The 15082-nt window shown below is 66.6% G+C and carries 12 protein-coding genes; 7 read left to right on the top strand and 5 right to left on the bottom strand.

Going from position 1 to position 15082, the window contains the following annotated elements:
• Window positions 1-87 precede the first annotated feature (87 nt).
• Window positions 88-330 (bottom strand): hypothetical protein, encoded by a 243-nt coding sequence (locus ACYVNQ_RS32610; RefSeq protein WP_460908869.1) that lies wholly within the window; start codon window positions 328-330, stop codon window positions 88-90.
• Window positions 331-463: 133 nt separating this feature from the next.
• Here ACYVNQ_RS32610 and ACYVNQ_RS32615 point away from each other — a divergent pair, with 133 nt between their 5' ends.
• The 5 genes from ACYVNQ_RS32615 (at window position 464) to ACYVNQ_RS32635 (ending at window position 7467) form a co-directional block, all read left to right on the top strand.
• On the top strand, window positions 464-760 hold the full coding sequence (locus tag ACYVNQ_RS32615; RefSeq protein ID WP_460908872.1) for a DUF4148 domain-containing protein: 297 nt from the start codon (window positions 464-466) through the stop codon (window positions 758-760).
• 66 nt (window positions 761-826) lie between these two features.
• Complete coding sequence (locus ACYVNQ_RS32620; RefSeq protein ID WP_460908874.1) at window positions 827-3070, top strand: VTT domain-containing protein; 2244 nt, start codon at window positions 827-829, stop codon at window positions 3068-3070.
• On the top strand, window positions 3070-3828 hold the full coding sequence (locus ACYVNQ_RS32625) for an endonuclease/exonuclease/phosphatase family protein (RefSeq protein ID WP_460908876.1): 759 nt from the start codon (window positions 3070-3072) through the stop codon (window positions 3826-3828). The genes ACYVNQ_RS32620 and ACYVNQ_RS32625 overlap by 1 nt, the downstream gene beginning before the upstream one ends.
• A gap of 137 nt (window positions 3829-3965) precedes the next feature.
• The gene (locus ACYVNQ_RS32630; RefSeq protein WP_460908878.1) at window positions 3966-5567 is read left to right on the top strand and encodes a DHA2 family efflux MFS transporter permease subunit; all 1602 of its coding nucleotides are present in this window, start codon (window positions 3966-3968) and stop codon (window positions 5565-5567) included.
• A 118-nt stretch (window positions 5568-5685) separates the two neighbouring features.
• Window positions 5686-7467, top strand: a complete 1782-nt coding sequence (locus ACYVNQ_RS32635; protein ID WP_460908880.1) for an efflux transporter outer membrane subunit — start codon at window positions 5686-5688, stop codon at window positions 7465-7467.
• 171 nt (window positions 7468-7638) lie between these two features.
• Here the strand turns inward: ACYVNQ_RS32635 and ACYVNQ_RS32640 are convergent, their stop codons facing one another.
• Together ACYVNQ_RS32640 and ACYVNQ_RS32645 are read right to left on the bottom strand one after the other, a co-directional pair.
• Window positions 7639-8211: a hypothetical protein gene (locus ACYVNQ_RS32640; RefSeq protein WP_460908882.1), complete on the bottom strand. Its 573-nt coding sequence runs from the start codon at window positions 8209-8211 to the stop codon at window positions 7639-7641.
• A gap of 133 nt (window positions 8212-8344) precedes the next feature.
• The gene (locus tag ACYVNQ_RS32645; RefSeq protein ID WP_460908884.1) at window positions 8345-8743 is read right to left on the bottom strand and encodes a chemotaxis protein; all 399 of its coding nucleotides are present in this window, start codon (window positions 8741-8743) and stop codon (window positions 8345-8347) included.
• Window positions 8744-9030: 287 nt separating this feature from the next.
• Between ACYVNQ_RS32645 and ACYVNQ_RS32650 the strand changes: the two genes are divergently transcribed.
• Entirely contained in the window at window positions 9031-10605 is a 1575-nt protein-coding gene (locus ACYVNQ_RS32650; RefSeq protein ID WP_460908886.1) for a methyl-accepting chemotaxis protein, read from the top strand.
• A gap of 401 nt (window positions 10606-11006) precedes the next feature.
• A complete protein-coding gene (locus ACYVNQ_RS32655; RefSeq protein WP_460908888.1) occupies window positions 11007-11297 on the top strand; it encodes a hypothetical protein in 291 nt (96 codons plus the stop codon).
• A gap of 21 nt (window positions 11298-11318) precedes the next feature.
• Here the strand turns inward: ACYVNQ_RS32655 and ACYVNQ_RS32660 are convergent, their stop codons facing one another.
• Both ACYVNQ_RS32660 and ACYVNQ_RS32665 read right to left on the bottom strand, forming a co-directional pair.
• Window positions 11319-12275, bottom strand: a complete 957-nt coding sequence (locus tag ACYVNQ_RS32660; protein WP_460911165.1) for a Csu type fimbrial protein — start codon at window positions 12273-12275, stop codon at window positions 11319-11321.
• A complete protein-coding gene (locus ACYVNQ_RS32665) occupies window positions 12275-15067 on the bottom strand; it encodes a fimbria/pilus outer membrane usher protein (protein WP_460908890.1) in 2793 nt (930 codons plus the stop codon). Before ACYVNQ_RS32665 ends, ACYVNQ_RS32660 begins: the two co-directional genes overlap by 1 nt.
• Window positions 15068-15082: the final 15 nt, after the last annotated feature.

Genomic DNA, 15082 nt, shown 5'->3' on the forward strand with positions numbered 1-15082 from the left:
GAAAAATGCAATGAAGTCCAATGAAAAAGCCGGCGCGTGCGCGGAATTCCTTCCGCAAACGCGCCGGCCGTCGTATCGAGCGTCCGATTACCAGTCCGGATTATTCACTTCCTGCCGATGCCCGTAAGCATGGTTGACGAGCCGGTGCGGACGGCCGCCAGCCTGCAGCACCTCGCGCCAGCCGCTCAATTCGGCGAGCGAGTCGGTATGCAGCGCCACGTAGGCTTTGCCGTCGGTGCTGGCGGCCGGAAACAGTTCGATTGCGTTTTCGCGGGCGACGATCAGCATCGTCATATCCGCCTGCAAGACCTGCATTTCATATTGCGTCATGCGCTTCTCCCGAGTGGCGTGAACAGGCCAGCCTGACGAATAAAGCAAACGCCGTTCCAGTACGACGTTGGACCGCCGCGGCACACCCCATGCTAGGCGGAAATGCATGATAACCCTTCGGACGCATTTCGCCATGATTCCCCATTCCCGCAAGCCGCGCGGTGCAAGTGCCGCGCTCATCGCCGCCGTGTGCACAGCGCTCGGCGTGGCCGCTGCAGCGGCCGGCAGCGCCGCACAGGCACAGCAACCGAACCCGGCTTCGCAAGGCTCGACGACCACGCGCGCCGCGCAAAAAGCAGAGGTCAAGAAACTCGAGCAAAACGGCTATCAACCGGGTACCGACGATCAGCATTACCCGCAGAACTTGCAGAACGCGGAAAAGAAGGCACACGCCAACGCGGCGGCGGGAAAACCCGCCCCGGCGCCGTGAAATGCGGGCAGGCTTGACCCATCAGCCGCCTCAGTGGGCCGAGCCATCCTGGTTGCCTGAACACCGATGAAAACGCCCCTGGCCGATCCGACCGACGCCGGGCTTCCGCTGCAACACGGCCACACCGCAGCGCTGCCGGCCGATGCGAATGCGCGAAGCGCGAGCGACGGCGCGTGGCTGGCGCCCGGCCGCACCTGCGCATGGCTGCGTCATGCAGAGCGCTTTCGCGTGCTGATCGACGCTGCCGATTACTTCACGGCGCTGCGCGCCGCGATGTTACGTGCGCGCGACACGATCTTCATCGTCGGCTGGGACATCGATAGCCGTCTGCAACTGATCCCCGCCGGCGCGCGCGACGGCCTGCCCGCCAAACTCGCCGATTTTCTGTGCGCGCTGGTCGAGCGGCGGCGCGACTTGCGTATCTACGTGCTCGCATGGGATTTCGCCATGCTGTATGCATTCGAACGCGAATGGTTGCCGGTCTACAAGCTCGGCTGGCGCACGCACCGGCACATCACATTCAAGCTCGATGGCCGGCATCCGCTGGGCGCGTCGCATCATCAGAAGCTCGTCGTGATCGACGACCGGCTCGCGTTCGCGGGCGGCATCGACCTGACCAGTTCGCGCTGGGATACACCCGCGCATCATCCGCAGACCTTGCTCAGGCGCAATCCGGACGCGGCACAGTACCAGCCGATGCACGACGTGCAGGCGATGTTCGACGGCGCGGCGGCGCAGGCGCTCGGCGAACTGGTGCGCGAGCGCTGGCGCCGCGCGTCGCCACAGCCGGTCGATGTGCCGCCGCTGGCAGACGCTGCCGCCCCGGCACCGCAACCGCGTGCCGCCGAAGACCACACCGACCCGTGGCCGCCCCACGTCCGCGCCGACATCGGCGACGTCGAACTCGGCATCGCGCTCACCGAACCCGCGTACGACGGGCGCCCAGCCGTACGCCAGATCGAGCAGCAATATCTGGAGGCAATTGCCGCGGCACGCGAGCACATTTATCTGGAGAACCAATACTTCACCGCCAGCGGGATCGGCAACGCGCTGGCCGCGCGCCTCGAAGCGGCCGAGGGTCCGGACATCGCGGTGGTCGGCCCCGAACGGCAGACCGGCTGGCTGCAGCACGCGACGATGGGCGTGATGCGCGCGCGGCTGCACCAGTTGATGAAGCGCGCCGACCGCCACGGCCGTTATGCGATGTATGCGCCGGCGATCGGCGGCATCGGCCCGGACGAATTCATCAACGTGCACAGCAAGCTGATGATCGTCGACGACGAATACCTTGTAATCGGCAGCGCGAATCTGAACAACCGCTCGATGGTGCTCGACACCGAATGCAATATCGCGCTCGATGCACGCGGCGACCCGCGGGTACGCGCGATGATCGCGACCGTGCGCAACCGGCTGCTCGCGGAGCATCTGGACGTCACGCCCGAAGCAGTTGCCGATAAGCTCGCCCACTCGCGCCTGAACGCGGCAATCGCCGCATTGCGCCACGGCGAACGCACGCTGTCGCCACTCGACCCGGACGCGCCCGCCGAGCTCGACGAGCTAAGCGAGCGGATGTCGGTGTTCGATGCTGAAGCGCCGCTCGCACCACGCGAACTGGTGCGCCAGTTTTTGCCCGAAGCCGAAAGCCGCCCCTTGCGCGGCAAGCTGCTGGTGCTCGGCGGATTCGCGCTGGTGGTCGCGCTTGTCTCGGTGTTATGGCGCTTCACGCCGCTCGGCGATCTGCTGAGTTTTACCGCGCTGGTGCACGAAGCACAGCAGTTGCAAGACTCGCATCTCGGCCCGCTGGCGATCGTCGTGGTGTATGCGCTGGCGGCCAGCGTGTCGGTACCGGTCACGCTGCTGATCGCCGTCAGCGGCTTCGTGTTTGGCGCGCTCGCCGGCAGTCTGTATGCGCTGGCCGGCACGCTGATCTCCGCCGCCCTCACCTACTACGCCGGCGCATCGCTCGGCCACGACGCGGTGCGGCGTCTCGCAGGCACGCGGATCAACCGTCTGAGCGAGCGGCTCGGCAGCAAAGGCTTCGTCGCGGTGGTAATCGCGCGGGTGGTGCCGGTGGCGCCGTTCACCGTGCTCAATCTGGTGGCCGGCGCATCGCATATCGGCTTTCGCGATTACATGCTCGGCACGCTGACCGGCATGACGCCGGGCATCGTGCTTGCCACCAGCTTTGCCCATCAGCTGGTCGCCGCCGTGCATCATCCGTCGCCGGCCGGGCTTGCGCTGGTGGCTACGATCGGCGCGGTGCTGGTGGGCATGTCGATCGCGCTGCAACGCTTCTTCGCGCGCCGCTGATGAGCCCGAGCCCGTTTCTCGTCGAACCTGCCCACGTGCATGCCGCAGCTGACACCGCTGCGAGCGTGCTACGCATCGCCACCTACAACATTCATGGTGCGATCGGCTGCGACGGCGTGCGCGCACCGCAACGTATCGCGCAAGTGATCGGCGAACTGAACGCGGACATCGTCGCGCTGCAGGAGGTGCCGCTCGGCGGCGCGCACGGGCCCGACGTGCTGCCCGAACTGCAAGCGGCCACCGGCATGCACGCGATTGCCGGGCCGACGCTCGATACGCCCGAACGCCGCTTTGGCAACGCGGTGCTGACGCGTCTGCCGGTGCGCGCCGCGCGCACGCTGAACCTGTCGTTCGGCAAACGCGAGGCGCGTGGCGCGCTCGACGTCGATGTAGACAGCGCGAGCGGTGTGCTACGCATCGTCGCGACCCATCTCGGGCTATCCGCGCGCGAGCGGCGCGCGCAGATCGCATCGCTGATCGCCGCGTTCGATACGCCGGCGCTGCCGGTGATCCTGCTGGGCGATATCAACGAATGGTTCGTGTGGGGCATCGCGCTACGCATGCTCGTCACGCATTTCAAGGCCGCGCCTGCGCCGCGCACGTTTCCGTCGCGCTGGCCGGTGTTTTCGCTCGACCGCATCTGGATGCACCCGGTCGAGCGCCTGCTCGACGTGCATGTGCATCGCAGCGCGCTCGCGCGCGTGGCGTCGGACCATCTGCCGCTGGTGGCGCGGATCGTCGCGCACCGCGGCGCCTGAAAGCATCGGGCGTGGTCTTTGCTGATCGATCCGGCTGAGCGGTTTTTTCCAGCGGTTTTTTCACCCAACTCACTCACTGCGGAAACCATCGATGATCGACAGGAAACGCGCGCGCTGCGCGCGCGATAGAGACGCCAATGAGCACAACCCATAACGACGCGAACGGACCAAGCCCCGCGCGCGACGACACCTGGCGCCCTTCCGCGAACCCGTGGCTGATTGCAATCGTCGTCACGCTCGCGGCCTTCATGGAAGTGCTGGACACCACGATCGTCAACGTCGCGTTGCCGCATATCGCCGGCACCATGTCCGCAAGCTACGACGAAGCGACCTGGACGCTCACGTCGTATCTGGTCGCCAACGGCATCGTGTTGCCGATCTCCGCGTTCTTCGCCCGCTTGCTTGGGCGCAAGCGCTACTTCGTGATCTGCATCATCGCGTTCACGATCTGCTCGTTCCTGTGCGGCATTGCCACCGACCTGTGGCAGCTGATCCTGTTCCGTCTGCTGCAAGGTTTCTTCGGCGGCGGGCTGCAGCCGAACCAGCAGTCGATCATTCTCGACACCTTCCCCGCCGCGCAGCGCGGCCGCGCATTCTCGATCTCGGCGATCGCGATCGTCGTCGCACCGGTGCTGGGGCCGACGCTCGGCGGCTGGATCACCGACAACTTCACGTGGCGCTGGGTGTTCCTGCTGAACGTGCCGGTCGGCATCCTGACCTCGCTGGCGGTGATGCAACTGGTCGAAGATCCTCCCTGGGAGCGCAAGAAGAAAGGCAAGGTCAGCATCGATTACATCGGCATCGGGCTGATCGCGATTGGCCTCGGCTGCCTGCAGGTGATGCTCGACCGCGGCGAAGACGACGACTGGTTCAGTTCGAACTTCATTCGCCTGTTCACGGCGCTTGCGGTGACCGGCATCAGCGGCGCGATCGTGTGGCTGCTGTACACGAAAAAACCGGTGGTCGACCTGCGCTGCCTGAAGGACCGCAACTTCGCGCTCGGCTGCGCATCGATCGCGGTATTCGCGGTGATCCTGTACGGCAGCGCGGTGCTGGTGCCGCAGCTCGCCCAGCAGCAGCTCGGCTATACCGCGACGCTCGCGGGCCTCGTGCTGTCGCCGGGCGCGATCCTGATCACGCTGGAGATACCGATCGTCAGCCGCCTGATGCCGTATGTGCAGACGCGCTCGCTATTGACTGTCGGCTTCCTGCTGATGGCGCTCGCGCTCGCCTACGCGCATACGCTGACACCGGACATCGACTACACGACGCTGGTGCAGATGCGCAGCGCGCAATCGCTCGCGATCGGTTTTCTGTTTGTGCCGATCACGACGCTTGCGTATCTGACCGTGCCCAAGCGCCTGAACAACGACGCCTCGGCGCTGTTCACGATGTGCCGCAACGTGGCGGGATCGATCGGCATATCGCTGTCGACCGCACTGATTCGCGAGCGCACCCAGGCGCGTATGGCGCACCTCGCCGAGCACATGACGCCGCTGTCGCAGAACTTCAACGACGCGCTGCAAAGGAGCGCGCACACGGTGACGGAGCTCACCGGCCAGCCGATGGCGCAGGCACTGCAGACCGCCACCGGTCGCCTCTATACCACCTTCATCACGCAGGCGACGATTCTCGCGTATGTCGACGTGTTCGCGATGCTGTCGATCTTTTGCATTCTCTGCATCCCGCTCACGTTTTTCTTTTCGCCGGCCAAGGCGGCCGGCGGCGGAGCACATTGATATGGACGAAGGCAGAGGCTTTCGTGATGGAGCGGATCGATCGCACAGCGGTGATGGCGGCGATCGCGGCGATGGCGACGTTGACGCGGTCAGTCGCCGCGCTCTTCGCGCGCCGCGCATGATCCAGTGCGCCGGCGCTGCGCTGCTGTCAGCGCTTTTGTCATCGTTGCTCGCGTCCTGCGCGGTCGGCCCGGACTTCAAGGCACCCGACGGACTCGGCGCCGAGCAGCCCGCGCACTGGCGCGATCCGCAACGCGCGGCAGCCGGCGGTGCGAACGGCGCGGCGACCTATGCCAACGCGCCTGCCACGAGCGCCTCGGCGCCGCGTGCGACCGGCGCGGCAGCGGCACCGATACTGGCTTCCGCGCCATCCACTTCGGCCGCGCCGTCGGCCGCATCGTCGGTGGCGCCCACCGCCGCGCCCGACCCGGTTCCGTCGCAACCCACCGAAGACTCGGACCCCGATCCGCAGTGGTGGCGCAATTTCCACGACGCGACACTCGACCAGCTGATCGAGCGCGCCGCGCGCAGCAACCTCGACTTGCGCGAAGCGGTGCTGCGCATCGCCGAGGCACGCGCGCAGACTCAAGGCGCCGCCGCGCAAGGCCTGCCGAACCTGCGCGCGACCGGCAGCTATACGCGCGAACAGCTCGGCATCAAAGGCTTCCTCGAATCGGAAGACGTGTATGGCCGCGTCAACCAGCTCGGCGCACCCGGTTCACCGCTCGACCAGATCTCGCCGGGCGCGGGCGCAGCCGCGCAGCGCGGTGCGAACGACCTGCTCGACCAGCTGAGCGCGCCGGTCAACCTGTGGCAGGCCGGCTTCGACGCGTCATGGGAACTCGATCTGTTCGGCCGCGTGCGGCGCTCGGTCGAAGCGGCCAACGCGCAGACTGAGGCGGCCATCGAAAGCCGCAACGACGCGTTATTGTCGCTCGAAGGCGAGGTCGCGCAGACCTACGTGCAGTTGCGTGGCGCGCAGGCGCAGTTCGACATCGCGAAGCGTCTGGTCGACGAACAGAACGGCGTGCTGACGCTCACGCAAAGCCAGGCGAAGGTCGGCCTCGCGAGCCAGCAGGATGTACAGAACGCGGCGGCACAACTCGAACAGACGCGTGCGCAGTTGCCGCAATTCGAGCAACAGATCGTGCAGGCGCTGAACGGCCTCGCGTATCTGCTCGGCGAGCCGCCAGGCACGCTCGACAACGAGTTGTCCGCGCCCGGCGCGGTGCCGCCGGTGCCGCCGAGCGTGGCCACCGGAGTACCGGCCACGCTGGCGCGGCGGCGTCCCGACATTCGCCGCGCGGAAGCGCAGTTGCATGCGGCTACGGCGAACGTTGGCGTCGCAGTCGCCCAGTTTTACCCGGACATCTCGCTAACCGGACAGATCGGCCTGCGCGGTACCCATGCGAGCGATCTGGCGCATTGGTCGAATCTGTTCTATTCGTTCGGGCCGTCGATCTCGCTGCCGGTTTTTCAGGGTGGCGCGCTGGTCGCGAACCTGAAGGTGTCGAAGGCCGAACAGGCGCAGGCCGCGCTCGAATACCGCAAGACGGTGTTGCTCGCACTACGCGACGTCGACAACGCGCTTGCTGTGTATCGCACCGATCAGGCGCGCCGCACGGCGCTCGGACGCAGCAGCGCCGCGCAGCAGGATGCGTTCGAGCTGGCGCGCGATAGTTATCGCGAAGGCATCGTCAGCTTTATCGATGTGCTGGATGCGGAGCGGCAGTTGTCGCAGGTGCGGCAGCAATACGCGCAGAGTACGACTCAGGTCAGTGCCGATCTGGTGGCGCTGTATAAGGCGCTTGGCGGCGGGTGGGGAGAACAGGCCGATGTGGCTGGCACGAAGCCACCCTCGCAGGCGGACGCGGCACAAACCACGCTTGTGCCGCGGTAGCGCCGCCTGCGGCAGTTCCGCCGCCGCCACCGACCACGCGCGCGGCGCGCCGCCGGTATCGCGGCGCGCCGCCGCTTTTCGCCGCCGCTTTTCGCCGCCGCTTTTCGCCGCCGCTTTTCGCCGCCGCTTTTCGCCGCCGCTTTTCGCCGCCGCTTTTCGCCGCCGCTTCTGTCACGCGTGCCGTTCGTCGAGCTCGACCGGCGCCCGGGTCGGATCGAAATCGGCCCAGCGTCCCTGCTGCCAGCGGCCGCTAGCGCGTTCAATAGCCACGCCACCCGCTTCGCGCAGCGTTTGCACGGCACTGTGCTGTGTTTCCGGCGTCACGTGTACCGCGAGCAGCACGCCAGACTCGCGTGTCTCGTGATCCACCGGTTCGACATGCGGATGCTTGCCGCCACCGCGCGTGCGATACATCGCGCCGATCAGCGATCCTACATAAGCGCCAACGCCCGCGGCGATCGCAGAAACCAGCAGCGGCGCGGCAAACGTTGCGAAAATCGCTACACCAACGGCCGCGCCGGCCACCGCACCGAGCGTGACACCTATGCCGGCACCTTTAGGCGCGTCGGTAGATGCGGCGTCCTTGTTCTGGTCGCCGCCGATCGGGTAGCGCGCGTGCTGGCCGCTCGGATTGACGAAAAACAGCGACACGTCCTGTTCGACAAAACCGCTTGAGAAAAGGCGCCCGGCGGCTGCCTCGGCAGCCGGGAACGTAGTGAAACGTGCGGCAACAATGAGCGACATGATGCCTCCTCTATCCAGCGTCTACTCAACGCATGAGGTTGAAAGATGGCCCTTCTTCGGCGCGGCACGCGCGGCGCCGTGCGGCAACTGTCCGGTGCGCAAGGCGCGCGCCCGGCCGGCCGCACACCGCGCACTATTTTCGGCGCGGCACCGGCTCGTCGTCATCGCGGCCGGGCGCGTCATCGTCGTCATCGATGCCCTCCACCGCATCGCCGTCATCCGCTGCCGCGCGCTCGAACGGGTCGATCACGCGATCCACGTCGATATCGCGGTTCACGTCGAGGGTCGAATCGCCATCGGCCGCGGCGCGTTCGCCAGTCCCCGCGCGGTCGGAATCGCTCGCGAGCTCTTCGTCTCCGGTTTCGAGCGCATGGTTGTCGAGTTCGCTGTCGCGGTCGAATTCATGGCGCTTCGCGCCCTGCACATCGCTGCCGCTATCGGACGAATCGCTCGGGCCAAGCGCGCCGGTGGTGTGCGCGGTCTGCCTGACCACTTGCGGTTCCTGTTCATCGGGGTTCAAGGTGCTGCTCATACGGACCTCCTTCATCTCGGTTGCGACACCCATGACAGAGCGCAAACCGCGTACCGCGTACCGCGTACCGCGCCGGCGCCGCTTGCCCCGAGGAAAGCGCCGTTGCCAGCGCAGGTCAAATTCGCGCGCGACACTCAATGCTTTCCGTCGCCACCTGCTGCTCGCACGGCACATCCCACACCCGGCGCCCCTAAGCCCTAAAGTTTCCCGCGCGGCACGCCGTTACCCACTGAACAACAAACGAAAGTGCGAGCCGCAACGCACTCCGCCGCAGCGCTGGAGACTCCATGAAAATATCCATCAGGACGCGACTGGCCGTCGCAATGGTTTTGCTTGGCTGTCTGTTGTTACTGGTTGGCCTGCTCGGGCTGACCGGCATGTCGAGCAGCAACGACGCAAACCGCGATACGTATAGCAACAAGCTGCCACGCGCCACTTACATCGGCGATTCGGAGATCGTACTCACCCGCCAGCGCGCCGCGCTGCTGCGCGCAGCACTCGACCCGGGCGCGCCCGATATCGACGGCATCATCACCAAATCACATGGCTTCGCGGCGCAATCGCAGGCGCTGTGGGCCCAATATCTGGCACTGCCGCGCAGCGCCGACGAAGACCGGCTCACCCAGAACGTCGTGAAGAGCCGCGCCGCGATGGACCAGGGCCTCGACGATTTCGCCAACGCGATCCGCAGCGGCGACCGGCCGTCCATCATGCGCGCCGCGCTGAAGAACAACGATCTGTACGCAGACTTCAACAGTGCCGGCAGCAAGCTGCGCGCGTTCCAGATTTCCGCGGCGAAAGCCGATTACGAAGCGCAGCAGCACGCATTCACGCTGTATCGCGGCGTGATTGTCGGCGCGCTGGGGTTCGGCCTCATCGCCGCATTCGTCAGCTGGCACACGCTGCGCCGCGCGATTGCGCGGCCGCTGCAGGCCGCGCTGGCGCACTTCGAACACATCGCGGCGGGCGACCTCACGCATCGCGTCGACGTGCTGACGCGCGACGAAATGGGCCAGCTGATGGCGGGCCTCGCGAAAATGCGCGACAGCCTGATTCATACGGTGCGCACCGTGCGCCAGGGCAGCGACGCGATCGCCACCGCGACGCGCGAGGTGGCGGCCGGCAACCTCGATCTGTCCGCCCGCACCGAGGAACAGGCCGCGTCGCTGCAACAGACCGCGGCGAGCATGGAGCAGTTGTCCGGCACCGTCAAACAGAACGCCGACCACGTGCGCGAAGCGGCCACCATGTCGAAGAGCGCGTCCGGCACCGCGGACAAAGGCAGCGACGTCGTGCAGCGCGTGGTCGACACGATGAACGGCATCGACGAAAGCTCGGGCCGGATCAACGACATCATCAGCATCATCGAAGGCATCGCGTTCCAGACCAACATCCTCGCGTTGAATGCGGCGGTGGAAGCGGCGCGCGCCGGCGAACAGGGGCGCGGTTTCGCGGTGGTCGCCGCGGAAGTGCGCAGCCTCGCGCAGCGTTCGTCGAGCGCGGCCAAGGAGATCAAGCAGCTGATCGAGCAATCGGTCGAGCGCGTGAAGGTCGGCACCACGCTGGTCGGCGAAGCGGGCCAGACGATGAATGACATCATCGGCTCGGTGAAGCGCGTCACCGACATCATGGGCGAGATCGCCGCCGCGACGAATGAGCAGACCAACGGCATCGACCAGGTATCGCACGCGGTCACGCAGATGGACGAAGTGACACAGCAGAACGCGGCGCTGGTCGAACAGGCGAGCGCCGCCGCGCATGCGCTGGAGGATCAGGCGCGCACGCTGCGCGACGCGGTCGCGGTGTTCCGGCTCGCGGACGACGAAGGTACCGCGCGGCGCGTGCCTGCGTTCGCCGCGTGATGCGAGGCACTGCTGCGCGCGGGATGGGTGTGAGATTCAGACGTAACTGATGCGTGAGCGCAGCGACGCTCACGTGTAACGCGCAGATGCATTACCTGGCCGCAGCGCCGACCTCAGGCCGCGCGACAGCCACACATTCTGGCTGAAGAATGGCGGCCCGCCAGCACAAAGCGCGGCTCCGATTGCGGGCGGCGCAACTTCGTTGTCGCAACGCGCAACAAGACGCGTCACATTTGCCGGATCGATGCCGCTACGATGCGCGGCTTCGGTCTAAACTTCCGGGACGATCTGCCGTTAACGCGGGCTGGATTTGCGCGAGTTTTTCGCGAGTCTTCTGCGAGTTTTTCTGTTTAACGTCTGTCCGCCCTTTTGCCATGTGCCGTCCTGATTCTGGTTGCGTTTTGCATCGTGCCGCCCGCGCCGCGCGCGGCGCCGTCCTGCTTGCCGTCTCGGTCGCGCCGCTCGCCGCGCACAGCACCGACTATGCGTCGATGGCGGTGAGCCTCGTCGTGCCGCAAAGCTGCATGATCCAGTCCGACAACGGCGTGGCGCTGCTCAAGCCGGTCGTCACCTGCCTGCACGGCGAGCCGTACGGCATCGCGCAAACGCCCGCTGATCCGACCGAAGCACCGTCCACCATGCAGCTCGCTACGCCCAATGGGCGCGGGGCGGTCTGGACGGTCGGTTTCTGATCCGGTTGGTATCAGCTCAGCTCAAAACGTGATCGTCGCGGTAATCGTGTCGCTGTAGTCGCCCGGCGCGGGCGTGGTCTGCGCGGGCACCTGGCCGAACACGGTGATCACCTGCTGGTTGCCGGTGCCCGCGCCGGTCACCGTGGTCGTGCCGCCGGTGCCGTCACCCCATGCGGTGGTGCGGCCCGAATCCGTGTACAGCTGGTAGTTGACCGCCCCGCCGCCGCCCGCCCGCTGCATCTGCCGTGCAGCCACATTGCCGCTCGACCCTGCACTCAGCCCGATGCGCCACATGTCGCCGTTGGTGCAGCGCGCGGTAATCGAACTGCTCGCCGTGAGCGCCGATTTCAGCACGCCGCTGGGCGTAAAGCCCATGTTGGTCGCCGTGATGTTGCAGTTGTTGGTCACGGTCGCGGTATTCGTGAACGAGAAGCTGCCGTTGCTGGTCGCAAGCGTCGCGCAGGTCGGCGCGATCAGCACGTAGAAGCTAAAATTCAGCGACGTATTCGCCGCGGGTACCGTCTCGCTATAAATGGTGTCCGAGCTGTTCACGCTCGGCACGGTCGGCTGGTTCGCGGCCACCTGGCCGAAGAAGGTGACGCTCGCGGTCTGTACGGTACCGGCAGGCTTGTTCAATGTTACCGATAACGGTGTGCCGCCCGCCTGTGCCGAACCCCACTTCACCGTGTGTCCGGAATCGGTGAACAGGTCGTAGTTCAGCGAGTTTGTGCCATTGGTCAACGCACGCGGACTGGGGCCAGTCAGATTCAGGCACACCAGCACGCTCGGCGTCAGCGTGATGGCCGGCCACGTGCACGTAATATTGATCGTGCCGGTGTTGGCCACCGCGCTGAGCGCGATCGGGCTCACCGTGCCGAACATCACGCCCGACGGGCTCGCCGTGCAGCTTTGCGCCTGCGCATGGCTCGTGAAGCCCGCGCACAGCAGAAACACCAGCACGACGAACAGCCTGCGCATCACGGGTTGCCTCCGTCCGCGCCGCTTTGCGCGATCGGGCGCGGCTCGCAGATCAGCGGCCCGAAGGTCGGCAGCGAGCCGTCGCGCGGCTGCCGGTATGCGAACTCGACCTCGCAGTGCAGCGCGCCGCTATCGATCAGCAGATGGTTGTCCGGCTGCAAGCCGTCGATAAACGTGATGCCGTCGTAGCCGATGATCGAGTCCTTGCCGCTCTCTACGTGATGCACGCGCGCGCCGGCCGGCAACACCTTGCCGTCCGGTCCGTGCACGATGATCGATGCCGCGCTGTAACGCGTCACGCCGAAATGCGCGAGCACGCCGGACTGCGATTGCGGTACCAGGTCTTTCGACGTATCGGCAATGCGCGCATCGGCCGGCAGCTTCATCGCGTCGATGCCGACCTGGTTGTGCTGGTACGCGTTCAGGTCCGGAATCAGCAGATGCCCGCCGTTGTCGGTGATGCCGATCACGCGGTTCTCGTGCAGCACCGGAATGCCGGGCACGCCGTCGGTCGACACCAGCGCGAAACCGTCGTCGATCCGGCGCGCGCCCTCGAGCGCGCCGTCCATCAGCACGAACGCGCCGTTCAGGTCGAGCGATGCACTGGCGCGGCCGTCGATCTGCTGACCGACCACCGTCGCCTGGCCATAACGGCCGAGATACTGCAGCTGCGCCTGACGGAACGGCACCGCGCCGGCGCCGCCGGCCTGTACGCCCCAGCCCCAGCCGCCGTTGTAATCGGGCGGCCGCAGCGCAGTGACGTTGTAGTTCGACTCGCCGTTTTGCCGGCCGACCGTCGCGTTGATCGACGTGTTGTGGCCAAGGCCGATCGACAGCGTGGCGAATACGCCGCGCGTGCCGCGCTGGTGGAAGTCCTGATATGCGCTCAGGTTCAGCGACGCGAGTGTGCCCAGATTCAGCATGTACGCGACCGAGCCGATCTGCGAGCTCGGCGTATGCGGTACGCGAAAGCCGATGTAGCTGAGCGACAGCGTCTGGCCGCTGAATACCGGCAGCGTCAGCGTCACGCGGTCGGTTGCGTCGGGCACCGGCGTGCCGTCGCGCGCGGCGAGGTCGCCGTAGTTGGCGAACGCGCGGATGGTCTGCGCGTCGAGCGAAAAATGCGGCGTGATGTACTGATAGCCGAGGCTCCCCTGCACGCCGTTCAGACGCCCGGCGCTGGCGGCAAACGCTGCGTTGAACACGCCGCCCATGCCGAGGCGCAGCAGCGCGCCGCCGCCCGCATTGACGAGGCCGCCGGTCGCTTCGGCGTGCGCCTCGACGGTCAACGAATCGGACACACCGCGCCGCAGCGACCCGCTGACGGCCGGCACCGGATCGTAGTTGAACGATTCGATGCCGAAGTTGCGCCGCAAAAAGCCCGCTTCGAACGAATAGCTCGACAGACCCGGCGCGAGCAGCCGCGTATCGACGTAGAGCGGCACCGAGGTCGACACCGTGCGGCCGAGCGCGTCGCGCGTAATCACGGTCGCATTGCCGGCGCCGGTGATGCCCGGCACGTCGTTGACGATGAACGGGCCACTCGGCACATTGCCGCTGAATTGCCGCACGCTGTTGATATACAGGTCCACCGACGACGGCACCACCGCGGTGCCGAACAGCGACGGCACCGGAAACGTGACGAGGTCCGGCCGCAGCGCGAAGTTGCTGCGCCACTGGAAGCCCGCGATGCGGATCGAGCGGGTCCAGTCGAGCGACGACGTGATCGTGTCGCCCAGCTCCGTGGTGGTCAGCGTGGCCGGATTCGAATGGCTCCACGACGTGTCGTAACGCGTGTAGCGCTGGTTGCCGCTGTACAGATAGGCGACACCGGTATTGCTGAACACGCCGTTCGGATCGAAGTAGCGCTCCTCGGTGTAGAGCGACAGTTGCGCATCCGTTTCGGACTGCACGAACGCATCGTAGTTGATCAGGAAACCGCGCGACGATGCGGCCGGCGGCGGCGCCACGATCTCGCGCGTATCGAAGCGAAATGGCTTGCGAATCGCATCGGCCACGTGCAGATCGATGGTTTGCGCCGCCGGATCGTAGTGGTATTGCAGGCCCGGCACGGCGTCGAGCCGCACGTCCTGATCGGGCTTCAGATTGAGCCGGTCGGTGGTGACGCCGAGTTCGTCGAGGTCGCGGCCGGTCGCGATCAGATGGCCGCCTTCCTCGCGCAGATGCACGATCGACGAAGTGCGTTCTCCGTTCACCTTCACTTCGAGGTACAGGTCACGCGGGGCGGCAGCGCTGGACACGCTCGCGTCCGCCAGTCGCAGCAGCGGCGCATTCGGGTCGTCCGGGTTCGCGGCCCATGCGGTGGTCATGGCCGGCGCGCTTGCGCTGGGCGCCGCCGCGGCCGCGCCCAGTTGCAGCGTTGAGGGCTGCGCTACGGCCTGTGCGATGACCTGTGCTGCCCGCGCCACCGGCTGTGCTGAAGCTTGCGCCACCGGCTGTGCTGAAGCCTGTGCCAGGACCTGTGCTGAAGCCTGCGCCAGGACCTGTGCTGAAGCCTGCGCCAGGACCTGTGCTGACGGCTGCGCCACGGGCTGTGCCGAAGCCGGCGCCCTGACCTGCGCAGATGGCTGCGCCACGGCCTGCGCTGTCGCTCCCGCCACGGCCTGCAACGGCACCGCGGGCTGCGCTGTGCCGCGCGCCACGCCCGCACCGCCGCCGGTTTGCGTCTGCACCTGCGCCTGCGCCGCATATGTCGCCGCAAGGCTCGCCGCCGCCAGCGCGGCAGCGCGCGCTGCATGTCCAAGCCGGTCCGACTGTCGTCTGGTTTTCATCCCTGGTTTGGCGAC

The organism is Paraburkholderia jirisanensis (assembly GCF_054782355.1).

Excerpts from the sequence above, each read along its gene's own strand:
- ACYVNQ_RS32610 (WP_460908869.1), bottom strand. The coding sequence starts at position 330 with ATGACGCAATATGAAATGCAGGTCTTGCAGGCGGATATGACGATGCTG.
- ACYVNQ_RS32615 (WP_460908872.1), top strand. The coding sequence starts at position 464 with ATGATTCCCCATTCCCGCAAGCCGCGCGGTGCAAGTGCCGCGCTCATC.
- ACYVNQ_RS32620 (WP_460908874.1), top strand. The coding sequence starts at position 827 with ATGAAAACGCCCCTGGCCGATCCGACCGACGCCGGGCTTCCGCTGCAA.
- ACYVNQ_RS32625 (WP_460908876.1), top strand. The coding sequence starts at position 3,070 with ATGAGCCCGAGCCCGTTTCTCGTCGAACCTGCCCACGTGCATGCCGCA.
- ACYVNQ_RS32630 (WP_460908878.1), top strand. The coding sequence starts at position 3,966 with ATGAGCACAACCCATAACGACGCGAACGGACCAAGCCCCGCGCGCGAC.
- ACYVNQ_RS32635 (WP_460908880.1), top strand. The coding sequence starts at position 5,686 with ATGATCCAGTGCGCCGGCGCTGCGCTGCTGTCAGCGCTTTTGTCATCG.
- ACYVNQ_RS32640 (WP_460908882.1), bottom strand. The coding sequence starts at position 8,211 with ATGTCGCTCATTGTTGCCGCACGTTTCACTACGTTCCCGGCTGCCGAG.
- ACYVNQ_RS32645 (WP_460908884.1), bottom strand. The coding sequence starts at position 8,743 with ATGAGCAGCACCTTGAACCCCGATGAACAGGAACCGCAAGTGGTCAGG.
- ACYVNQ_RS32650 (WP_460908886.1), top strand. The coding sequence starts at position 9,031 with ATGAAAATATCCATCAGGACGCGACTGGCCGTCGCAATGGTTTTGCTT.
- ACYVNQ_RS32660 (WP_460911165.1), bottom strand. The coding sequence starts at position 12,275 with ATGCGCAGGCTGTTCGTCGTGCTGGTGTTTCTGCTGTGCGCGGGCTTC.
- ACYVNQ_RS32665 (WP_460908890.1), bottom strand. The coding sequence starts at position 15,067 with ATGAAAACCAGACGACAGTCGGACCGGCTTGGACATGCAGCGCGCGCT.